This window comes from Propioniciclava soli, from assembly GCF_014858005.1.
Classification (GTDB): Bacteria; Actinomycetota; Actinomycetes; order Propionibacteriales; family Propionibacteriaceae; genus Propioniciclava; species Propioniciclava soli.
In genome coordinates, this window is the sequence record NZ_JACYOT010000006.1 from 217,857 (window position 1) to 238,661 (window position 20,805).

At 71.5% G+C, this 20,805-nt stretch carries 18 protein-coding genes and 1 pseudogene; 12 read left to right on the forward strand and 7 right to left on the reverse strand.

Annotation, left to right across the window (positions count from 1 at the left end):
* Positions 1-248: 248 nt before the first annotated feature.
* From IFY26_RS08045 to IFY26_RS08055, 3 genes are all read right to left on the reverse strand, one after another.
* Positions 249-1,148: a nucleotidyl transferase AbiEii/AbiGii toxin family protein gene (locus IFY26_RS08045; protein ID WP_232548475.1), complete on the reverse strand. Its 900-nt coding sequence runs from the start codon at positions 1,146-1,148 to the stop codon at positions 249-251.
* Positions 1,145-1,717, reverse strand: a complete 573-nt coding sequence (locus tag IFY26_RS08050; protein WP_232548476.1) for a type IV toxin-antitoxin system AbiEi family antitoxin domain-containing protein — start codon at positions 1,715-1,717, stop codon at positions 1,145-1,147. The genes IFY26_RS08045 and IFY26_RS08050 overlap by 4 nt, the downstream gene beginning before the upstream one ends.
* Before the next feature lie 180 nt (positions 1,718-1,897).
* Positions 1,898-2,554, reverse strand: coding sequence for an O-methyltransferase (locus tag IFY26_RS08055; protein WP_232548477.1), 657 nt, complete (start codon positions 2,552-2,554; stop codon positions 1,898-1,900).
* Between the two features lie 38 nt (positions 2,555-2,592).
* On the opposite strand from IFY26_RS08055, the gene dapA reads away from it, so the two are divergent.
* The 5 genes from dapA to IFY26_RS08080 are packed head-to-tail and all read left to right on the forward strand — an operon-like array spanning position 2,593 to position 7,002.
* Positions 2,593-3,471 (forward strand): 4-hydroxy-tetrahydrodipicolinate synthase, encoded by an 879-nt coding sequence (gene dapA, locus IFY26_RS08060; RefSeq protein ID WP_232548478.1) that lies wholly within the window; start codon positions 2,593-2,595, stop codon positions 3,469-3,471.
* Between the two features lie 18 nt (positions 3,472-3,489).
* On the forward strand, positions 3,490-3,990 hold the full coding sequence (locus tag IFY26_RS08065) for a sec-independent translocase (protein ID WP_232548479.1): 501 nt from the start codon (positions 3,490-3,492) through the stop codon (positions 3,988-3,990).
* A 17-nt stretch (positions 3,991-4,007) separates the two neighbouring features.
* Positions 4,008-5,273, forward strand: coding sequence for a magnesium transporter MgtE N-terminal domain-containing protein (locus IFY26_RS08070; protein ID WP_332836166.1), 1,266 nt, complete (start codon positions 4,008-4,010; stop codon positions 5,271-5,273).
* A complete protein-coding gene (locus IFY26_RS08075; RefSeq protein WP_232548480.1) occupies positions 5,257-5,799 on the forward strand; it encodes a DUF1003 domain-containing protein in 543 nt (180 codons plus the stop codon). The genes IFY26_RS08070 and IFY26_RS08075 overlap by 17 nt, the downstream gene beginning before the upstream one ends.
* Positions 5,800-5,850: 51 nt before the next feature.
* The gene (locus IFY26_RS08080; protein WP_232548481.1) at positions 5,851-7,002 is read left to right on the forward strand and encodes an Mrp/NBP35 family ATP-binding protein; all 1,152 of its coding nucleotides are present in this window, start codon (positions 5,851-5,853) and stop codon (positions 7,000-7,002) included.
* A 31-nt stretch (positions 7,003-7,033) separates the two neighbouring features.
* Here the strand turns inward: IFY26_RS08080 and IFY26_RS08085 are convergent, their stop codons facing one another.
* On the reverse strand, positions 7,034-7,447 hold the full coding sequence (locus IFY26_RS08085; protein WP_232548482.1) for an OsmC family protein: 414 nt from the start codon (positions 7,445-7,447) through the stop codon (positions 7,034-7,036).
* A gap of 267 nt (positions 7,448-7,714) precedes the next feature.
* Between IFY26_RS08085 and IFY26_RS08090 the strand changes: the two genes are divergently transcribed.
* A complete protein-coding gene (locus IFY26_RS08090; RefSeq protein WP_232548483.1) occupies positions 7,715-8,395 on the forward strand; it encodes a GNAT family N-acetyltransferase in 681 nt (226 codons plus the stop codon).
* A 63-nt stretch (positions 8,396-8,458) separates the two neighbouring features.
* On the opposite strand, the gene IFY26_RS08095 is transcribed toward IFY26_RS08090, so the two are convergent.
* The gene (locus IFY26_RS08095) at positions 8,459-9,385 is read right to left on the reverse strand and encodes an NAD(P)-dependent oxidoreductase (RefSeq protein WP_232548484.1); all 927 of its coding nucleotides are present in this window, start codon (positions 9,383-9,385) and stop codon (positions 8,459-8,461) included.
* Positions 9,386-9,556: 171 nt separating this feature from the next.
* Here IFY26_RS08095 and IFY26_RS08100 point away from each other — a divergent pair, with 171 nt between their 5' ends.
* The 6 genes and pseudogenes from IFY26_RS08100 to IFY26_RS08125 form a co-directional block, all read left to right on the forward strand.
* Positions 9,557-10,654: an MFS transporter gene (locus tag IFY26_RS08100; RefSeq protein WP_232548485.1), complete on the forward strand. Its 1,098-nt coding sequence runs from the start codon at positions 9,557-9,559 to the stop codon at positions 10,652-10,654.
* A gap of 40 nt (positions 10,655-10,694) precedes the next feature.
* Positions 10,695-11,453: a fumarylacetoacetate hydrolase family protein gene (locus IFY26_RS08105; protein WP_232548486.1), complete on the forward strand. Its 759-nt coding sequence runs from the start codon at positions 10,695-10,697 to the stop codon at positions 11,451-11,453.
* Positions 11,450-12,502 (forward strand): D-2-hydroxyacid dehydrogenase, encoded by a 1,053-nt coding sequence (locus IFY26_RS08110; RefSeq protein WP_232548487.1) that lies wholly within the window; start codon positions 11,450-11,452, stop codon positions 12,500-12,502. Before IFY26_RS08105 ends, IFY26_RS08110 begins: the two co-directional genes overlap by 4 nt.
* A 5-nt stretch (positions 12,503-12,507) precedes the next feature.
* A complete protein-coding gene (locus tag IFY26_RS08115; RefSeq protein ID WP_232548488.1) occupies positions 12,508-13,317 on the forward strand; it encodes an IclR family transcriptional regulator in 810 nt (269 codons plus the stop codon).
* A 41-nt stretch (positions 13,318-13,358) separates the two neighbouring features.
* Positions 13,359-14,312: an HpcH/HpaI aldolase/citrate lyase family protein gene (locus IFY26_RS08120; RefSeq protein WP_232548489.1), complete on the forward strand. Its 954-nt coding sequence runs from the start codon at positions 13,359-13,361 to the stop codon at positions 14,310-14,312.
* Positions 14,309-14,785 (forward strand): annotated as a pseudogene (locus tag IFY26_RS08125) (YflT domain-containing protein); the annotation flags it as partial. The gene IFY26_RS08120 and the pseudogene IFY26_RS08125, both read left to right, overlap by 4 nt.
* A 493-nt stretch (positions 14,786-15,278) precedes the next feature.
* Here the strand turns inward: IFY26_RS08125 and IFY26_RS08130 are convergent.
* Both IFY26_RS08130 and IFY26_RS08135 read right to left on the reverse strand, forming a co-directional pair.
* The gene (locus tag IFY26_RS08130; protein ID WP_232548490.1) at positions 15,279-18,794 is read right to left on the reverse strand and encodes a pectinesterase family protein; all 3,516 of its coding nucleotides are present in this window, start codon (positions 18,792-18,794) and stop codon (positions 15,279-15,281) included.
* A gap of 133 nt (positions 18,795-18,927) precedes the next feature.
* Positions 18,928-20,238, reverse strand: coding sequence for a TrpB-like pyridoxal phosphate-dependent enzyme (locus IFY26_RS08135; RefSeq protein WP_232548491.1), 1,311 nt, complete (start codon positions 20,236-20,238; stop codon positions 18,928-18,930).
* Positions 20,239-20,805 lie beyond the last annotated feature (567 nt).

Genomic DNA, 20,805 nt, shown 5'->3' on the forward strand with positions numbered 1-20,805 from the left:
GTGCGTGATCTTGAGGAGAGTCCGAGGACTTCAGCAAAGGGTCTGTGCCTAGCCGTGGCCGGTTTCATACTGGGGCTGCGCACGCCCAGTCAGTGACACGCCAACACCTCCACGCTCGTAGCGCCCGGCACGGGCATACGGGGGTCGGCATCGATGCGAGGACCCTCCGCACTTGGGACAGTGGCCCTGATGTCGGCAAGGCAGGCGGGTGGATGGTCCGCCTGGTGGTTGATCCAAGGTTTGGCCGCTCACTGCCAGATCTGGAGGAGCGGATTCCATCGCCCCATTGCGGGGGCGCCTAACACCGGATCTGCGAAGTGCGCGACCGCGGAGAGAACATCGGCAAACATTGCGGGTAGGTCTCCGTCCCGGTGGGACCGTGTGCGCCACGCCCGGTACTTCTGCTGCGCTCGTTCGCTCATCGGCGCGAGCGCCGGCAACAGTGGTGCAAGTGCGACCATGCGATACTCGGACACCATTTCGATCGATGCGCGAAGTTCGGGTGCGTCGACTGGATGCAGTCGCGCAAGGGTGTAGACATCAGCAAAGTCTCGCCAGCGGGTGTTGGCCACGCCGCGATCGAGAGCAGTGACGATCTTCTCGGCCAGCACCATCGTCAGCGGGTACCCCAACAACGTCACGGGTGGTAGGTCAAGAGGCACAACGCGCTGAAGATCGATGAGGCGCGGCGCCGGCCAGATCGGGTCTCCGAAGTTCACGTCGATCCCGATCGTCAGCCGCGCGGTTCCGAGAGTCGCCGCCAGCCTCACTCGAACCCCGGCATACTCGTCCTCGTCACGGATCGTCGTCGCGTCGAGGCTCTTGGGATCGAAGACAAGCCCGTCGGCGGTGTCCAGCGCAGCGATGGCGCGGACCCTCTGGGCGACCTCCTCTGGGTCACCGGTCAGTCTGGTTGCTTGTAGATCAAATTCTTTCGTGGGGCGGCGCGCGGCGAACGCGGCGAGCAGCATGCCGCCCTTCAAGACGAAGTCCTCGCGGTGCGGGGAGCGCGCGATCCGCGCCAGCAGGCCTTCAAGTGCGTACAGCGTCAGCAACTCTTGCACGTCCGCACGCGTTTGCCGAGCGAGAGTACGAATGGCGATGGTGGCGTCGCCGTCTGGCGTGCCGTGACGCGGCTGCGGGCTCACAGCAGAACCTCTAAGGCATGCTGGATCGCTGGGCGTGCCTGCGGAAAGTCCTCGGCCATCGTCAGCAGGACATGGGGGCTGTTGCCGCGCCCGCGCAGCCACTGCTTGAGCGCACCGAGGGCGAGGTCGCTACCCCAGGTGTGTCGTAGCCGGAACAAGTCGATCAGCGTGCGCTCGGCGCGGTACAGACCGATGGATTGACCGCCTGGAAGCTCGTGCTCTCCGCGACCAATGCTGAACGTGCTGGCATCGAAGCGGTGCCAGGCGACGGGTGCGTGACGCACGGTGACAGGCTGTGTGCCGCGCGGGATGGCAAGGTCGCTACGGGTGGGAATTTCATCGGTCAGCTGGTGCAGTGAAAGTGCCGTGAGAAGGCACAACGTCGCATCGGGCTTCCTCGCAGCGATCGCAATCCACGCCGAGGTCGTGTCGTCTGCGAGTCCCGACCGAAGGAACAGGCCAGGGGAAATGCGCTCGAATTCGTCGGCCTCGACAAGTCGATCAAGGCGGTACCGAGTGAGGCCCAGGCCCGCCAGGTCGTCGTAGCTGAGCAGATCAGGCAGCGCCATGGGTCCATCACCAACCTTTCGTCCAGCGAAATCCGCTACAGGTCAAGCGTATCTATGATGGTTTCTGTTGGGCGAGGCGTGGCTCGTCCAAGATAGAGTCGATCGATCAGCTGCTTCGAACGCCGCGGGCCAAGCTGCTTTCGACTGGTTCAGGCTCAGCTCTCCCGCTTCGACTGCGGCTCAGGTGCGCAGGGCCACCAGAAGCCCGTCACCCACGGGCAGCAGCACGGGAGTGAACTCCTCCATGGTCTGCGTGGCGGCCAAGGCCTCGCGGATGATCACGGTCTCATCGTCCTCGTTGCCGGAGTCGGCGACGGTGCCGCCGGCGAGTGCGTGGTTGACGACCAGCAGGCCACCGCTGCGCAACAGGCGGGCCGCTTGCTCGACGTACTCGACGTATTCCAGCGGGTCGCCGTCGACGAAGACGAAGTCGTAGGCGCCGTCGCTCAACTTGGGCAGCACGGCCAGGCCTGCCCCGGCGATGAGGCGCGCCCGGCGGTTGGGGACGCCCGCGCTCGCGATCGCCTTGCGGGCGGCGGCCTGGTGCTCGGGCTCGAGGTCGATGCTGGTGAGGATGCCGTCCGGCTCCATGCCGGCCAGCAGCGCCAGCCCCGACACCCCGGCGCCGGTGCCGATCTCGACGGCGGCGCGGGCACCGACCATGCGGGCCAGCAGTGCCAGGAGGGCGGCGGTGCCGGGGGTGGCGGCGGCGATGCCGAGCGAGCGGGCGGCGTCCCGCGCCGCAGCGGTGTGCTCGGGCTCGGCGCCGAAGGCGTCCGCGTAGACGAGGGAGGCGACCTGGCCGGTCGCGGAGGTGGTGTTGGCGGCAGCGTTCACGGTCACAGCCTAGGACACGTTGCCCCTAGACTGGCGCCATGGCCCAACCCTTCGGACGGCTCGTGACCGCAATGGTCACGCCCTTCGCGCCCGACGGATCGCTCGATCTGGACGAGGCGCGGCGGCTGGCGGCGTACCTGGTGGACGAGCAGCACAACGACGGCCTGGTGATCAACGGGACGACGGGGGAGTCCCCGACGACCGGCGACGCCGAGAAGCTGGCGCTGCTGAAGGCCGTCAAGGCAGAGGTGGGGGACCGCGCCACGATCATCGCCGGCGTCGGCACGAACGAGACCGCGGCCACCGTCGCGCGCTGCCGGGACGCCGCCGAGGCCGAGGCGGACGGCGTCCTCGTCGTCACCCCCTACTACAGCAAGCCGCCGGTGGACGCCGTGCTGGAGCACTTCATGATCGTCGCCGACGCCACCGAGCTGCCGGTGATGCTCTACGACATTCCGGGCCGGACCGGAATCCCGATCACCGAGAACACGCTGGTCGACCTGGCGCGCCACCCGCGCATCGTCGCGGTGAAGGACGCGAAGGGTGACCTCGTCAGCTCCGCGCGCGTCATGGCGGCGACCGACCTCGCCTACTACGCGGGCGACGACGCGCTGACGCTGCCCCTGCTCAGCATCGGGGCCACGGGCGTGGTGGGCACCTCGACCCATTTCACCGGCGCACTCACCAAGGAGTGGATGGATCTGCTGGCCGACGGGGCCGGCGAGGAGGCCCTCGAGCTGTACCGGCGCCTGCTGCCCGTCTACACCGGGGTGTTTGCGACCCAGGGCTGCATGCTCGTCAAGGCCGCGCTCGGGGCGCGGGGGTTCCAGCAGGCGGTGCTGCGGCGTCCGCTGAAGCCGGCGACCCCCCAGCAGGCGAGGACGTTCATCCAGCTGCTCGAGTCCGCCGGGCTCTGAGCGCGGGGGCCACGGCGCATGTTTGATTTCAACATCGGCGAGATCGCGCTGCTCGTCATGCTGGCGATCATCGTGTTTGGCCCCGAGAAACTGCCGGACCTCGCGCGCAAGGCGGCCCGGATCATCGCCTACCTGCGGGCGGTCGGCAACGACGCCCGGGGGCAGATCCGCAAGGAACTCGGGCCGGAGTGGGACCACATCGACATCACCGACCTGAACCCGCGCACCTTCGTGCAGCGGCACCTGTTGTCGGGGGATGAGATCGAGGATCTGCGGGCCATCCGCGAGGACGCCCTGGAGGCCGGCACGCTCCTCAAGGACACCGCGAACGAGGCCACCGGGTCGTCCCGGAAATCGGGCCGCTCGGCCAGTGCGGCCAAGGCGGGCACGGCCTCGGCGGGGGCGTCCACCGGTGGGGGCGCGACGGCGGCCGTGCTCGACGACCCGGACGACCACGGCGGCGGCGACCCGGCCATCGCGTCCCCCCGCGCGGTCGCCTTCGATCCCGAGGCGACCTGAGCGATACCCTTCGGGGCGTGAGTGGATCCCCGACGTCGATCTTCGTGTCGCGCATCAAGGGCCTGCCCGTGCTGGACGCCAGTGGCGACCAGGTGGGCAAGGTCCGAGACATCGTCGTCCAGAACCGGACGAACGCCCGCCCGCCGCGGGTGAAGGGCATGGTCGTCGAGCTGCTGCGCCTGCGCCGGGTGTTCCTGCCCATCGAGCGGGTGCACACCGTGGACGCGCAGCAGATCATCATCTCGGGCGTGGTGAACACCGTCGCGTTCCAGCGGCGCGACGCCGAGGCGCTGGTGTTCACCGACCTGTTCGACAAGTCGGTCACCCGCCCCGGCGCGCCGGCGGCGTCCATCTTCGATGTCGCGATCGAGCGGACGCGGACGCGCGCGTGGGAGGTCACGGAGGTGGCGCTGCGGGAGAACACGAGCCGGTCGCCGTTCTCGCGCGGCCACGTCGTGGTCGTGGACTGGAACGAGGTGCCCGACTTCTTCGTCGAGACCGCCCGGGGGACAGACCAGGTGCTGGCCGAGCTGGCCGAGATGAAGCCGGCCGACGTGGCGCGCGAGCTGCACGAGATGAGCCCCGCGCGGCGGGCCGAGGTCGTGGAGGCCCTGGACGACGAGATGCTCGCGGGCGCGCTGGAGGAGTTGCCGGAGGCCGAGCAGGTGGAGGTGATCCGGACGCTCGACACCGAGCGGGCCGCCGACATCCTGGAGGAGATGGATCCGGACGACGCCGCCGATCTCATCGCCGAGCTGGCACCCGACCTGGCCGAGACCATCTTGGAGCGCATGGAGCCCGAGGAGGCCGAGGACGTCCGTGCCCTGCTGAACTACTCACCCGCGACCGCCGGTGGTCTGATGACGCCCGAGCCGGTGGTGGTCGGCCCCGACGCCACCGTGGCGGACTGCCTGGCGCTGCTCCGCAACGAGGAGATCACGCCGGCCCTGGCGGCCCTCGCGTTCATCTGCCGCCCGCCGCTCGACACGCCGACGGGGCGCTACGTGGGCGCCGTCCACATCCAGAAGCTGTTGCGGGAACCGCCGTCGCTGCTGGCCGCGTCCCTGGTCGACTCGGGCATCGCGCCCCTGCGCCCGGACGCCGACGTCGCCCTGGTCAGCCGCTACTTCGCGACCTACGACCTCGTGTGCGCGCCGGTTGTGGACGAGGACAATCGGCTCCTCGGCGCGGTCACGGTCGACGACGTGCTCGACCACATCCTCCCGGACGACTGGCGGGGGATCCAGCTCGCGGAAGGAGTGACCGGTGGCCCCCTCGTCTGAGCGACCCAGCCTCCCCGATCGACCGACGACGCCCGAACGGCTCAACACCCCCGGACGCCGCACCACGTGGCTGCCCCGGGTGCGGCTGCCCGAGGACGCCTTCGGCGCCTTCGCCGAGAGCTTCGCCCGGTTCATGGGCACCGCAAACTTCCTCTTCTGGATGACGGTGTTCATCATCGCGTGGATCGTCATCAACAACATCGCGCCCGGCGTCTTCGGGGATCCCTTTCCCTACATCTTCCTGACGCTCATGCTGTCGCTGCAGGCGTCCTACGCGGCACCGCTGATCCTGCTGGCCCAGAACCGGCAGGAGGGACGCGACCGGGTCACCATCGAGCACGACCGGCAGGTTGCCGCCCAGGGCCGGGCCGACATGGACTTCCTCGCCCGCGAAATCGCCGCGCTCCGCATGCGGATCAACGAGATGCCGACGCGGGACTTCCTGCGCTCCGAGCTGCGCGACCTGCTCGAGGAGCTCGAGCGGGGCGACGGCGACACCGAGGAGCGGGCCGAGCGGCGCCGCTGACCACGGGCCGCGCGGTCGGGCGTCCGGTGTGGGCTCGGTAGAGTGGAGCGCATGTCTGCCGCCAGCCTGACCGATGCCGTCTGGGAGGTTCTCTCCCACGTCAACGACCCCGAGATCCACAAGCCGATCACCGAGCTCGACATGGTCGAGAAGGTCGAGGTGGACGAGGCCGGTCTCGCGTCGGTGAAGGTGTTGCTGACGATCTCGGGCTGCCCCATGAAGGGCACCATCGAGCACGATGTGCACGCGGCGCTGCAGGGCGTCGAGGGTCTCACCGGGCTGGACCTCGAGTTCGGCGTGATGTCGGACGAGCAGCGCGCCGAGCTGAAGACCAAGCTGCGCGGCGGCGTCCGGGAACGCATCATCCCGTTCGCGGCGGACGACAACCTGACCCAGGTGATCCTCGTCGCGTCCGGCAAGGGGGGCGTGGGCAAGTCGTCCGTGACGGTCAACCTCGCCAAGGCGCTGGAGGCGCGCGGGAAGTCGGTCGGCGTGCTGGACGCCGACATCTACGGCCACTCGATCCCGCCCATGCTGGGCATCGCGGACGCCGAGGTGACCGGCATCGACGACATGATCCTGCCCGTGCCGGTGGAGGGCCTGAAGGTCATCAGCATCGGCATGCTGAAGCAGAGCCGTGACCAGGTGATCGCCTGGCGCGGGCCGATTCTCGACCGGGCGCTGCAGCAGTTCCTCGCCGACGTGTACTGGGGCGACCTCGACTACCTGCTGGTGGACCTCCCGCCAGGCACCGGCGACGTGGCGATGTCGCTCGGGGCCAAGCTGCCGAACGCGGAGGTGCTGGTGGTCACCACGCCGCAGCAGGCCGCCGCCGAGGTGGCCGAGCGGGCCGGCACGATGGCGTCGATGGTCGACCAGAAGGTGATCGGCGTCGTGGAGAACATGGCCTACCTGGCCGCCGAGTGCCCCCACTGTGGGGAGTCCCACCGCGTTGACCTGTTCGGCTCCGGCGGCGGCGAGCGCGTCGCCGAGGCGCTCAGCCTGCGCCTGGGTTACCCGATCAAGCTGCTCGCCCAGGTGCCGATCGACGCCGCGGTGAGCGCGTCCGGCGACGCCGGGGTGCCGCTGGTGGCCACGGACGCCGACCGCCCCGCCGCCCGTGCCCTCGACGACCTCGCCGAGCACCTGGCGTCCCGGCGCCGCGGCTTGGCCGGCCGCAAGCTGAGCCTGCACGTGAGCTGACGCGGCGTCCTCGACGGCCCCGCCGGGGGCGTCAGTCGATCGTGAACGTGACGGGCGTGGGCAGCTCGACCGTCCGGGAGACGGTGCAGTCGCGCTCCGCGGACGCCCGGACCGCCGGCGCGATCCGCGCCCGGGCCTGGTCGCCGGCGTCGCCCTCGGGGAAGCGGAGGCGGAAGACCACCTCGACGTCCTCGAGGTGGTTGCCGCCCTCGCGCACCTTGCGGCCCGACGCGGTCACCGCGAAGGACTCCGGCTCGGCGCGCCGCGAGGTCATCACATCGACATCCACCGCCGAGCACCCCGCGACGGCGGCCAGCAGCAGCTCGACCGGGGAGAACCCGTCCTCCCCGCCGATCGGCAGGCGGACGCCGCGGGCGTTGGTCGCCTCGTAGGACGACGGGCCGCGGCGGCTCAGGTGGACGGTGGTCGGTGGCTTCGGCTCCATGACCCCATGATGCCGTGACGCCCCCGGTCTCCCCGGCCCCGCCACGTGGCGCACTCTCAGCCCACGTGGCGCACCCTCAGCCCACGTGGCGCAGTGGAGCTCACCTGGCGGCCCCTGCAAGGCCCTCCACGTGAGCTCCACTGCGCCACGTGACACCAGGGTGCGCCAAGTGACGCCGGGGTGCGCCAGGTGACGTCGGGGTGCGCCAGGTGGAGCCGGGGTTGAGCGTTGGGACGCGACGCGCGCGAACCCTCTAGGGTGCTCCCTGTGTTGGACGCGACCCGCAGCAGGATCGCCGGCCACTGGGCGATGCGGCTCGGGGCGCCGGTGCCGGGGTTGACCCCGATCACGCTCACCGTGAGCGGGCGTCACGACGACGCGGCGCTGGTGGTGGTGCTAGGCGGGCAGGCATGGGTCGACATCCCGCTCGCCCACGTGGACGCCGTCGCCGCCCACGTGCGCGGCCACCGCCCCGCCGAGCTCGGTGACGCCGCCTTCTGGACGCCGCTGGCGTCCGCCCCCGTGCGGGGGCCCGCTGATCACTTCTGGGCCGACCACACCACCACGCTCACGGCGGACGCGGCGCCGGTCAGCCCCGACCGACTGGCCGGCCTGCGCGAGGGCGTCCGCCCGGAGGAGTGGGCTGAGGCCGGGTTCGACCGCCCCGCAGCTCTCGGCTTCGGCGTCGAGGCCGACGGGCAGCTCGTCGCCGCCGCCACGCTCGCACCCCTGTGGGGCTGGCGGGCCGATGTGGGCGTCCTCGTGCTGCCCGGGCACCGCGGCCACGGTCTGGGCGCGCGGGTGGCGTCCGCCGCGTTGGCCGACGGGGTGGACCAATCGGGGTTCGCGGTGATGCGCGTCGCGCGTAGCAGCGCCGCGGCCACGGCGCTCGCGGTGTCGCTCGGGCTGGAGCGGTACGGGTCGAACCTGCTGGTGCCCCTGGCCTGAGCGGCCCGCGGGGCCCGCGTCGCGGGTGGGGCGGTCGGGCGGTCGGGGTCAGGCGAGCCAGGGTCAGGCGCGGTCGGAGGCGAGCTCGATCCAGTGCTGCACCACGGCGGTGTCGGCATCGCCCAGACCCGCGTCGGTGAGCCCGCCGAAGGCGTCCCGCAACGGTTCGGTGAGCGTGGTGGTCGTGCCGGTGTCGGCGGCGACCTCGGCGAAGGCACGGAGATCCTTCACCATGAACTTCGCCGCCCCGGAGGGGGAGTGGTCGTGCTCGGCGAACCGGCGGGCCTTGACCTCCATGACCCGGCTGCCGGCGTACCCCCCGCCCAGCAGGTCGAACAGGGCGGCCACGTCGAGCCCCGCCCGCTCGGCGACCACCGCCGCCTCGGCGTTGGCGACGACGGTCGCGGCCACGATGAGCTGGTTGCAGGCCTTGGCGACCTGGCCGGCGCCGAGCGGTCCCAGGTGGACGGCGCGACCGGTCGCGCCCAGCACCTCGACGGCCCGGGCGGCGTCGGCGTCCGCGCCACCCACCATCACCGACAGCGTCCCCGCCTCCGCGCCCTCGGCTCCGCCGCTCACCGGGGCATCGACCACGGTGACGCGCCCTCGCGACGCGGCCCGGACCTCTTCGCCGAACGTTCTCACCTCCGCTGCACCGCACGTGGAGCTCACGACGAGCAGCAGCGGTGGGCCCGCGGCGTCCGCGGGGGCGTCACCCCCGGGCGCCGGGGAGAGGGCACCGGCCAGCACGCCGTCGGCGCCGAACGTCACCGCCCGGATGTCGGCGATCGTGGGCGGCACGAACACGATCACCGAGCAGCGCCGGGCGAGCTCGGCCGGGGTATCCGCCCAGCCGGCTCCGGCCGTCTCCAGGTCGGCGACCCTCGAGCGCGTTCGGGTGTGCAGCACGACGGGGCGTCCGGACGCCATCACGTGGCGGGCCATGGGGCGCCCCATCACGCCGAGTCCGATGAATCCTGTGGCGGCCATGGTGCTCTCCTTCGTCGGGCGGGCGCGGGGGTGGCTCGACCCTAGCGCGAACGGCACCGGCCGACGGGTTGCCGCGACCACACCGTTCAACCTATTGACCAGCGTTCACAAACGTGTCTACCATCGCAGATGACGGGCGCACGGACGCGTCCGCCGGACACAGGAGTTCACATGAGCGAGACCACCGCCCGGCCGGGAGGCATGTCCGACCGGGAATACGCCGACAACCTGCGCCGCGCGACGCTCGCGTCCTCGATCGGATCGGCGCTGGAGTACTACGACTTCGCCCTCTACGGCCTGGCGGCCGCCCTCATCTTCGGCCAGCTCTTCTTTCCGGCGTTGGGCACCAACGCCGGCCTGATCGCGTCCTACGCCACCTTGGCCGTCGGCTTCCTCGCCCGGCCGCTGGGTGGACTGTTCTTCGGCGTGCTCGGCGACAAGATCGGGCGCAAGTGGGTGCTCATGGTGACGATCGCGCTGATGGGCGGGGCGTCCACCCTGATCGGCGCGCTGCCGACCGCGGCGCAGCTCGGCGACGCCGGCTGGGTGGCACCCGTGCTGCTGATCGTGCTGCGCCTCGCCCAGGGCCTCGGCGCCGGCGCCGAGCAGGCGGGCGCGACCGTGTTGATGGCCGAGTACTCGCCGCGCAAGCGCCGGGGCTTCTTCTCCGCGCTGCCGTTCGTGGGCATCATGCTGGGCACCCTGCTGGCGTCCGTGGTGTTCTGGCTCATCACCCTCGCGCCGGAGGAGTTGCTCCTCGGCTGGCTGTGGCGCGTGCCGTTCCTCGTCTCGTTCCTGCTCATCATCGTCGCGGTCTACATCCGCTCCCGCCTGCGCGAGACGCCGGCCTACATCGAGCTCGAGAAGAGCGAGCAGGTGGCCGACCACCCGATGCGCGAGCTGTTCCGCTCGTCGGGCCGCAACGTGGCCCTCGGCATCGGCCTGCGCATGGCCGAGAACGGTGGCTCCTACATCTACAGCAACCTCGCGATCTCGTTCATGGTGCTCATGGGCGTCGAGCGCTCCTATGGCCCGATCGCCGTGGCCGCGGCGTCCATCGCCGGCGGGCTCGGCCCGTTCGTCGGCGCCTGGCTGCTGAGCATCACCAACAACGCCTGGTGGCCCGTCGGGCTCTACGTCGCCGTGCTGAGCGCGATCACGTTCGCCTGCACCTTCCTCACCCCCGAGACCGTGCACCGCGACGTCACCAAGATCGAGGACGCCCACCACGGCGAGGACCGCTTCGCCGGCCTGGAGCTGCAGCGATGACCGCCGCGGGTGGGTCGACGCACGGTGCGGAGGCGGGCTCGTGAGGATCGCCCGCATCGCCACCGTGGCGGGGCCGCGGTCCGTCGCGGCGCGCGGTGGGGAGTGGGTCGCGCTCGCGGATCCCTTCGCCCCGGACGCCGCCCCGGCCCCCGGTGCCCCGAGCTGGCCGGTTGACCAGACGCCCCTGCTCGCTCCCGTCGAGCCGCGGGTGGTGCTCGGCATGCTGCACAACTCGGGCCCGGACGACCGCGCCCTGCCCCCGCAGGCCTTCCTCAAGTCGGCCCGCACCGTCGTCGGCGCCCAGGATCCCGTCATGCTCGACCCGCGTCGCGGCGCGGTGGTGGGGGAGTGCGAGCTGGCGCTCGTGGTGGGGCGCGTCTGCCGCAACGTCTCGGTGGCGGACGCCCCCGCCCACGTGCTGGGCTGGACCATCGGCAACGACGTCACCGCGGTGGACCAGGCGGCGGCCGACGACACCCGCACCCAGGCCAAGAACGGCGACGGCTTCACGCCGCTCGGGCCCTGGCTCGAGACCGACCTGAATGCCCTCGACGTGGCCCTCTCGGGGCTCGTCGACGGCGTCGAGGTGGCGGCGTCCTCGTCGGCCGCGCTCGCCTGGAACCCGTTCGAGGCGCTCAGCCACCTGAGTCACCACCTGACGTTGGGCCCGGGTGACATCCTTCTCACGGGGGCGCCGGGCACGGCGTTCCCGATCGCTCCCGGTGTCGTCGCCTCCTGCGCGGTGGCCGGCATCGGCGTCCTGACCAACCCCGTTCGTGCACTGGAGGTGCCCGCATGACATCCGACCGTCTCAAGGTGTTCGTCGCCACGCCGCTGGAGCCCGAGCTCTGCGGTCTACTCACCGATCTCGAACCCCGCATCGACCTCGTCGTGGAGCAGGACCTGCTGGCCCCCATGCGCTGGCCGGGCGACCACGAGGGCGACCCGTCCTTCGAGCGGACGCCTGAGCAGCAGGCCCGGTTCGAGGAGCTGTGCGACGCCGCGGACGCGCTCTACGGCATCCCCGACACCAAGCCGGCAGCGCTGGCCCGCACGGTGCGGGCCAACCCCGGGTTGCGCTGGGTGCACACCATGGCCGCCGGTGGTGGGGCGCAGGTGAAGGCGGCCGGCCTCAGCCCCCAGGAGATGGCGGCCGTGGAGTTCACCACCTCGGCGGGTGCGCACGGTGACACCCTGGCCGAGTTCGCGCTGTTCGGGGTGTTCGCCGGCGCCAAGGACCTGCCGCGGCTCCAGCGGCAGCAGCGCAACCGGGAGTGGTCGACGCGCTGGGCCATGAAGCAGGTCTCGGAGATGACGGTGCTCGTCGTCGGCATGGGCAACATCGGGCGGACGACGGCCGCGCGCTTCGCAGCCCTGGGCGCCCGCGTCATCGGGGTCAACCGGTCCCTGCGCGAGGTCGACGGTGTCGAGCAGGTGTACCCGACCGCCGAGCTCGCCCGCGTCGTCAGCAGCGCCGATGCCATCATCAACACCCTGCCGCAGGCGTCCGACACCGACGGGTTGATCTCGGCCGAGGTGTTCGCGAACGTCAAGCCCGGGGTGATCTTCGCCAGCACCGGTCGCGGCACGTGCGTGGACGAGGACGCCCTCGTCGCCGCGCTCGCCGACGGCCGGGTGGGGTTCGCCGCCCTCGACGTCTTCGCGGTCGAACCGCTGCCGGCCGACAGCCCGCTGTGGGGCATGGACAACGTGATCGTGTCCCCGCACACCGGCGCCCTCAACGACGGTGAGGACGAGCTGATCGCGCGCATGTTCGCCGAGAACGCCGGCCGCCTGCTCGACGGCGAGCCGCTGGTGAACGCCATCGACCGCGTCCACTTCTACTGAGACCCATGGCCCCCGCGCGGAGTGGACGCGACGACGTCCCCGCCGGCGCCGCGCCCGCCGTGGTGCGCGCGACGGCGGTGCTCGACGCGCTCGCGGCCAGCCCGCGGGGGTTTCTCGCCCTCAGCGAGCTGGCCCGGGAGGTCGGCGTCGCGAAGAGCTCGACCCTGCAGATCTGCACCGCCCTGGAGGCGGGGGGTCTCATCCGGCGTGACGAGGCCGGCTACTGGCTCGGACGCCGCACCGTCGAGCTGGGCGGGGCGTACCTCTCGCGGCTCGACCAGGTGACCGAGTTCTACGACGCCTGCGCGCGCTCGTCGTTGATGGCCGGCGAGACGCTCCGGCTGTCGGTGCTCGCCGGCATCGACACGTTGTGTCTGGCCCGGTACGAGGGGCACCCGCCCGTGCGCTACACGTCGGGCATCGGTGACCGCACGCCCGCGTCGGCCACCGCCCAGGGCAAGGCGTTGTTGGCCAAGCTGGACGACGCCGAGGTGCGCCGGCTCTACCACGGCATCCCTGACCTGCCGCAGCTGACCGCCCGCAGCCGGGCGACCCTGCCCGAGCTGCTGGCCGATCTCGCGGACGCCCGCGCCCGCGGCTTCGCGGTGGATGAGGAGGAATCCGCCCCCCACGTCGTCGGCCTGGCGGTCGCTGTGCCGACGCGGGGGCTGCACGCCCCGGTGCTGGCGCTCAGCGTCACGTTGCTGGACGCCGAGGCGTCCGCCCAGCGGCGCGACGCGATGGTGACCGAGCTGGGCCACCTCTCGCGCCGGCTCGGCAACCCGATGCAGCCCTCGACGGTCACCGGGTCGTAGCGGCACGCGCCGCGCCACGCGGTGCGCCGTAGGGTGGAGCCATGCCCACCGCGACCTCTCCCGCCCGCGTCCGACGCACCGTCCTCGCCGTGCCCGGCAGCTCCGACCGCTTCATCGCCAAGGCTCGTGGCCTGGGTGTCGATGCGCTGTTCCTCGACCTGGAGGACGCCGTCGCACCGGCCGTCAAGGCCGAGTCACGCCAGCGGATCGTTGACGCCCTGAATGATCCGGCCGGCTTCGCCGCACCCACCGTGACGGTGCGCGTCAACGACTGGTCGACCCCGTGGACCTACGCCGATGTCATCGAGGTCGTCTCCGGCGCGGGCGCGCGCCTCGACTGCCTGGTGCTGCCGAAGTGCACCGACGCAGCCCAGGTGAAGGCCCTCGACCTGCTGCTGACCCAGGTCGAACAGGCAGCCGGGTTGCCGGTCGGTCGCATCGGCGTGGAGGTGCAGATCGAGGACGCCCTCGGCCTGCTGCACGTCGCCGAGATCGCCGCCGCCTCGCCGCGCCTGGAGTCGCTCGTGTTCGGCCCGGGCGACTTCATGGCGTCCCTCGGCATGGGGGGGCTCAACGTGGGGGCCCAGCCGGCGGGCTACCCCGCGGACGCCTTCCACCACGTGCTCATGAGCATTCTGGTCGCCGCGCGGGCGCACGGGCTGCAGGCGATCGACGGGCCGTTCGTGGCGATCCGCGACGTCGACGGGTTTCGCACCGCGGCGGAGCGGGCGGCGGCGCTGGGTTATGACGGCAAGTGGGTGCTGCACCCGGCGCAGGTGGAGGCAGGCAACGCGATCTTCAGCCCTGCGGCTGCCGACGTCGAACGGGCCGAGCGCATCATGGCCGCCTACGCGGAGTCCACCTCGGTGGGGGGCGGCGCCCGGGGAGCTATCGTGGTGGACGACGAGATGGTCGACGAGGCCGGCGTCAAGCTCGCCGCAGCCATCCTGGCGCGGGGCACGGCCGCTCACGCGGCGGAGGAGGACCACGCATGACCCAGCAGAACCCGCTCGCCAACGCCTCGGTGTTCAAGCTCGAGTACCCCCAGTCCGTGGGGGTGTTCGACACCTATGCGGACGCCCAACAGGCGGTCGATCGGCTGGCCGACCAGGACTTCCCCGTGAAGAACCTCGCCATCGTCGGCACCGACCTCAAGCTGATGGAGCGGGTCACCGGGCGGCGGACGTGGGGCACCGTGCTGGGCCAGGGCGTCATGAGCGGCCTCTCGACGGGTTTCATCGTCGCGATCTTCATGATCCTGCTGTTCCCCGGGAACTTCCTCACCACATTGTTCACCGCGCTGGTCATCGGTGTCGTCATCGGGCTCCTGTTCGCCGTCCTCGGCTACCTGCTGAGCCGGGGGCAGCGCGACTTCACCTCGATCACCCAGACCGTGGCGACCAAGTACGAGGTGCTGTGCGAGCACAAGGTCGCCGCCCAGGCCCGTGAGCTGTTGACGCGGGGCCCCGGCGCGCAGCAGGCGTTCACCCCGCAGGGCGGCCAGGGGCAGCCCTGGGGTGGCCAGCCGCAACAGGGTTACGGTCAGCCTCCCCAGGGGTACGGCCAGCAGGGCTACCCCCAGCAGCAGCCCGCGCCCGGCGGGCAGGGCTACCCCCAGGGGTACGGCTACCCGGGTCAGGGCGGCTACCCCCAGGGCTACGGCCAGCCGCAGCAGGGCCAGAACCAGCTGGGGCAGGACCAGCGGGGGCAGGCGCCGGCCGGTCAGGCTGAGCCGTGGCGGACCTCCGGTGCGACGGCGGCCGACCCGACCGCGGGGGAGGGCCGCGACCAGAACGGCACCGAGAATGGGTCCGAGCAGAACCGCTCGCAGTAAGGCTGCTCGAAGCTGAACCCATCGCAGGAGCGCCTCACTCCTGTCGCGGGCCCCTGCTCCGTCGGAGCAGGGGCCCGCGTCATGGGGACGTCGCCGACCCCCATCAGCGGGGCCGACCCTCGCCCCCTCAGCCGATGGGGTCCCAGCCGTCCGAACCCGCGAGGTAGGCCTGCGGGGTGGCGTCGTTCGCCGCCGCGTCGGTGAGCTGCGGACGCGTCGCCGGATCGACGACCGTGGCTCCCGCACCGGTGTTGTCGTACTCGAAGAACCGCCCGTCGGTCCACAGGTTCGGAGCCATGTCGGCCCACGGCTGCGTGGCGCGGATCGCCGCAGGCAGCGTCGTGTTGCGGATGGTCACCTGGCCCCGGGAGTTGTAGACGACTCCGTTGCGGGTGTAGCCGTCGGACCATCCCCGCCACGGCCGTCCCAGCGAGAAGGTGCCCGCCGGGGCGTCGCTGGTCACGGTGCTGTTGACGATCAGGAACCCGTAGGGGTTCTTGTCCGACGTGCTGGCGGCCGTGATGTAGCCGTTGTTGCTCGACGAGCCGCGGCTGAGGGCGCAGATCGTGGTTCGGTCGAACACGGCCGTGCCGCGTCCGAAGATGAAGTCCACGTCACCCTCGATCCAGGAGTTCACGAAGTAGGCCCGGGAGATCACGGACGGGTCGGGCGTGTCGGCCAGCAGGGTGTCCTGGTTGCCGAGCAGCCGGACGTTGGAGTAGACCGCGCGGTCGCCCGTCGTCTTCAGCGCCACCGCCTGCTTGCTGGTCAGGCTGGAGGCCGCCTCGTCGAAGGCGTTCTCGATGGTGAGGTCCTTCACCGTCACGTTGGCGCCGGTGACGAGCACGCTCTGGCTGTTGCCGGTGCCATAGGGCTGGCCGGTGGCCGGGTTGGTCGTCCCAGCGGCGTTGTCGTAGGTCAGCACGACGTCGGCGGCCACCCCGGTGGCCCCGACGAGCTGCACGTACGGCCGCTTGACCGAGACGAGTTCCCGGTAGACGCCGGGGCGGATGACGATCACGACGGGGTGGTCGGCGGTGCCCGCCGGCGTCTGGTCGATGGCCGCCTGCACCGTCGTGAAGTCGCCCGACCCGTCGGCCGACACGAGGGCGTCGTGGGGCGGCAGCGGGACGCCGACCGGCGCGGCTGCCACCTCGGCCGAGGCCGGGGACTGGTTGCCCTGCCGGTCGACGGCGGTCACGACGTAGTGGTAGGTGACGCCGTTGGTGACGCCCCGGTCCTTGAGCGTCGGCGCGGTGAGGTCCGCCGCGACGAGGTTCTCGGCGGTGGTGGCGACAGGGCTGGTCGTGGAGCGGTAGACGGTGTAGCCGGCCAGGTCGGCGTCCGTGTTGGCCGTCCAGGCGAGGTCGACGACCGAGTCGCCGGCCGTTGCCGTGAGCCCCGCGGGCGCGGCCGGGGGTGTCGTGTCGGCGGGCGGCAGCTCGCCGGTCGGGTTCCAGCCGTCGGTGCCGGCGAGATAGGTGAACTTCGTGTAGGACGCCGCCTCCACCGTGCTGAGCTGGGGCCGGTCGGCGTTCACCCCGGCCCCGGGGCCGGTGTTCGCGTACTCGAAGAACCGGGCGTTGCGCCACGAGAAGGACGTGGTCATGTCCGTCCAGGGCGAGCTCTTGATGGCCGCCGGCAGTTCGGTGTTGCGGACGACGACCTGGGCGATCGCCGTGACGTCGCCGCTCGGCTGCCACGGGCGTCCGAGGCTGAACGTCTGGTCCGGGGCGTCGGAGAGGATGGTCGAGTCGGTGATCAGGAAGCCGTACGGCAGCGCATTGCTGGTGGACGCGGCGGTCACGTAACCGTTGTTGGTGGTGCTCCCCCGCGAGGAGGCCATCAGCGTCGACCGGTCGAAGACGGCCGTGCCGCGGCCGAAGATGAAGTCGACGTCACCCTCGATGTAGGAGTTCGTGTAGTAGGAGCGGGCCAGCGCACCGGGGGCCGGGGAGTCGGCGTAGAGGGTGTCCTGGTCGCCCAGGAGCCGGACGTTGGCGAACACCAGCCGGTCGCCTTGGGTCTTGAGCGCCACGGCCTGCTCGCTGCCGGTGCCCGTCTCGACGTACGCGTTCTCGATCGTCAGGTTCTTGACGGTCACGTCGTTGCCCCTGATCAGCACGGTGGCGCTGCCCGAGGTGCCGTAGGTGCCCGTCCCGTCGGGCTTGGGCGTCCCGGCCGCCACGTCGCCGGAGATGACGACATCGGCCGCGTTGGCGGTGGCGCCCAGCAGGGTCACGTTGGCGCGGGCCACGGTGAAGCTCTCGGTGTAGGTGCCGGGGCGGATGCCGATGACGTAGGCGCTGCCGTCCGCGGGGGCGGCGGCGAGGGCGTCCGTCACCGTGGTGAAGTCACCGCTGCCGTCCTGGGCGACCACGACGGTCGCCCCCTCGATGGGTGCCGTCACGGTGATCGTGGCGCTCGCCGCTGCGGAGACGTTGCCGGACGCGTCCAGCGCCACCACGCGGTAGGTGAGGGCGCCGGTGGGCGCGGAACCGTCGGTGAGGGTGGACGCGGGCACCTGGTCGGCGAGGAGGGTCTCGACCCCGTCGGGGCCTGTGCGCCAGACGCGGTACCCGGCCACGTCCGGCTCGGTGTTGTCGGCCCAGTCGAGCACGACGCCGGTGGCCGCCTGGGTCGCGGTCAGGCCGGTCGGGGCGGCCGGGGCGACGGCGTCCTTGCGGATGGCGGACGCGCTGACGGGTTCGGACTCGTTGCCCGCCTTGTCGATGACGGTCACCCGGTAGTGCCAGACGAGGCCGACAGCGGCCTCGTAGTCGGAGAAGTCGGAGCTGGTGCGGGGCGTGGCGGTCAGCCGGGTGAAGGGGCCGTCCGGGGTGGAGGCGCGGTACACGTGGTAGCCGGCGCGATCCTTCTCTGAGCTGGAGGTCCAGTCGAGCTTGATCCGCGACGAAGAGGTGGTGACCACCATGCCGGTGACGGGGGCGGGGGCGATCGTGTCGGGCGCGGACACCTTGGTCCACGAGGAGACGTTTCCGCTCGTGTCGACCGCCGCGACGCGGTAGAAGGAAGTCGCTGCGCCGGTGGCATCGGTGAAGGTCGACTCCTGGATCGGCGACGGGGTCACCGACCGGTAGGTGCCGCCCGCCGTCGTGGCGCGCTGCACGAGGTAGCCGGCCAGGTCGGCCTCCCTGCTGTCGGCCCAGTCCAGGACGGCCGTCGTGCCGGTGAGGACGACGGTGGCGCCGGTGGGGGCCGCGGGTGCCGTGGCGTCCTTGCGCACGGCCGAGACGGCCGACGGAGCGGACTCGTTGCCGGACTTGTCGATCGCGGTGACGCGATAGTACGAGACGACCCCCGTCGGCGCACTGGTGTCGGAGAAGTCCGAGCTCGTGCGCGGTGAGCTGGTCAGCCTCGTGAAGGAGCCGTCGGCACTCTCCGCGCGGTACACCTGGTAGCCGCGCAGGTCCTTCTCCTTGTTCGACGACCAGTCGAGCTTGACCCTGCTCTTGTCCCCGGTCGCGGTCAGCTTGGCCACCGGCGCCGGCGGCGTCGTGTCCTCGGCCGCGATCGCCGCGCCGGTACCCGGCCCGGCGCCCACGATCGCTGTGACGGTCAGCGCGGCGACGAGCCGACCCAGCAGCCGGTCCGGCCGCTGGGCGCGCTTGATTCCCCCCATGTTCAGTTTCCCCCCTGGGCGGCCGTGGCCGCCCTCTCAGGTCGGCTCGGATGGCCGACCTGAGATGATGGTGCGCCCTGACCATCACCGGGGGCTACTCCCAGCCCCGTGTTGCCTTGGCTCGGGGCCGCCCTCAGGCGTCCAGCATGCCGCCGGACAGGTACTCGGCGTAGGCCGGCAGATCGAGCTGGCCCGACCCGGAGACGCCGATGAGGATGACCGGGCTCGTGCCCGCCGCGCCGGCCCGTCGTGCTGCCGCGAGCGCCCCCGCGATCGCGTGACAGGATTCCGAGGCCGGCACGATGCCCTCGGCGCGGGCGAAGATGACGCCCGCGTCGAACGCCTCGCGCTGCTTGACGGCGATGGCCGTCAGGAGCCCCTCGTGGTAGGCGTGGGACACCAGCGGGGCCATGCCGTGGTAGCGCAGCCCGCCGGCGTGAACGGGGTCGGGGACGAAGTCGTTGCCCAGCGTGTACATCTTCAGCAGCGGGGTCATGCCGGAGGTGTCGCCGAAGTCGTAGCGGTACTCCCCGCGGGTGAGCGAGGGGGCCGCGGCCGGCTCGCAGGCGGTGACGGCGACGGCGCCGCGTCCGGCCAGGTTTTCGCGGAGGAACGGGAACGCGATGCCGGCCAGGTTCGACCCGCCGCCGGCGCAGGCGAACAGTTGGTCGGGCAGGCCCTCGCCGAACTTCTCGAGCTGCTTGAGCGCCTCCAGCCCGATGATGCTCTGGTGCAGGGTGACGTGGTTGAGCACCGAGCCCAGGGCGTAGGACGCGTCCGGATCCTGCGCGGCCGCCTCCACCGCCTCCGAGATCGCCATGCCGAGCGAGCCCGGGGTGTCGGGGAACCGCTCGCGCAGGGCCCGGCCCGCCTCCGTGAGCTCCGAGGGGCTGGGCGTCACGGAGGCGCCGAAGGTCTCCATCAGCATGCGGCGGTAGGGCTTGCTCTCGTAGGTGTTGCGCACCTGCCAGACGTCGCAGGTCAGCCCGAAGATCTGCGTGGCGAACGCGAGCGCCGAGCCCCACTGGCCGGCACCGGTCTCGGTGGTGAGCCGCGTCCGACCCTCGATGGCGTTGTAATAGGCCTGCGGCACCGAGGAGTTCGTCTTGTGGGAGCCGACCGGCGACTCACCCTCGTACTTGTAGTAGATGCGGGCCGTCGTGCCGAGCGCCTCCTCGAGGCGTCGCGCCCGGTGCAGCGGGGTGGGACGCCACAGCCGGTAGATCTCGCGCACGCGCTCGGGGATCTCGATCCAGCGCTCCGTGCTCGCCTCTTGGGCGATGAGACCCATCGGGAACAGCGCGGTCAGGTCGTCGGGCTGGAGCGGCTCCTTCGTGCCTGGGTGGAGCGGCGGGGGCGGGGGAGTCGGGAGGTCCGCCACGAGGTTGTACCAGTGGGTCGGGATCTCCTCTTCGTCGAGGAACACCTTCGTCGGTTCGGTCATGGCCGCACTGTAACGAGTGCGCATGGCTCGTGGCCGCGTCGGCCCGGATGTGGACCGGCCGCGTGGACGGGCTCAGGGTTCCGGCGTCGACGAGGCGGGCTTGTGCCTGGGTTGTCGACAGGATTCGGGCCGGTGGCGTCGACGAGGCGGGCTTGTGCCTGGGTTGTCGACAGGATTCGGGCCGGTGGCGTCGACGAGGCGGGCTTGTGCCTGGGTTGTCGACAGGATTCGGGCCGGTGGCGTCGACGAGGCGGGCTTGTGCCTGGGTTGTCGACAGGATCGGGTGCCGCGGCGTCGAGAAGGCGGGCTTGTGCATGGGTTGTGGACGTGAACTCCCGCTCAGCTGCCCGGGCGACGCGCCGCTGCCCGGGGACCAGCTCGGGCGGCGCGCCAAACGCGCGCCGCGCGGGCTCCACCCCCGCACGTGCCCGAATCGTCTCCTCCCCCCAACGGGACGACGTCGGACGCCGCCGGGGCGCCGGCGTCCCACGCCTGCCCTCGAAGGAACCAGCCGTCGAGCGCGGCGGTCGCCCGGCCGGGGCGGGGCGAATGTGCGGTGTTTTGGAC

What these genes read in the sequence shown, in the direction of transcription:
- IFY26_RS08050 (WP_232548476.1), bottom strand. Translation starts at nt 1,717, where the DNA reads ATGGCGCTGCCTGATCTGCTCAGCTACGACGACCTGGCGGGCCTGGGC.
- dapA (WP_232548478.1), top strand. Translation starts at nt 2,593, where the DNA reads ATGGCCCAACCCTTCGGACGGCTCGTGACCGCAATGGTCACGCCCTTC.
- IFY26_RS08065 (WP_232548479.1), top strand. Translation starts at nt 3,490, where the DNA reads ATGTTTGATTTCAACATCGGCGAGATCGCGCTGCTCGTCATGCTGGCG.
- IFY26_RS08080 (WP_232548481.1), top strand. Translation starts at nt 5,851, where the DNA reads ATGTCTGCCGCCAGCCTGACCGATGCCGTCTGGGAGGTTCTCTCCCAC.
- IFY26_RS08085 (WP_232548482.1), bottom strand. Translation starts at nt 7,447, where the DNA reads ATGGAGCCGAAGCCACCGACCACCGTCCACCTGAGCCGCCGCGGCCCG.
- IFY26_RS08095 (WP_232548484.1), bottom strand. Translation starts at nt 9,385, where the DNA reads ATGGCCGCCACAGGATTCATCGGACTCGGCGTGATGGGGCGCCCCATG.
- IFY26_RS08100 (WP_232548485.1), top strand. Translation starts at nt 9,557, where the DNA reads ATGAGCGAGACCACCGCCCGGCCGGGAGGCATGTCCGACCGGGAATAC.
- IFY26_RS08110 (WP_232548487.1), top strand. Translation starts at nt 11,450, where the DNA reads ATGACATCCGACCGTCTCAAGGTGTTCGTCGCCACGCCGCTGGAGCCC.
- IFY26_RS08115 (WP_232548488.1), top strand. Translation starts at nt 12,508, where the DNA reads ATGGCCCCCGCGCGGAGTGGACGCGACGACGTCCCCGCCGGCGCCGCG.
- IFY26_RS08120 (WP_232548489.1), top strand. Translation starts at nt 13,359, where the DNA reads ATGCCCACCGCGACCTCTCCCGCCCGCGTCCGACGCACCGTCCTCGCC.
- IFY26_RS08130 (WP_232548490.1), bottom strand. Translation starts at nt 18,794, where the DNA reads ATGGGGGGAATCAAGCGCGCCCAGCGGCCGGACCGGCTGCTGGGTCGG.
- IFY26_RS08135 (WP_232548491.1), bottom strand. Translation starts at nt 20,238, where the DNA reads ATGACCGAACCGACGAAGGTGTTCCTCGACGAAGAGGAGATCCCGACC.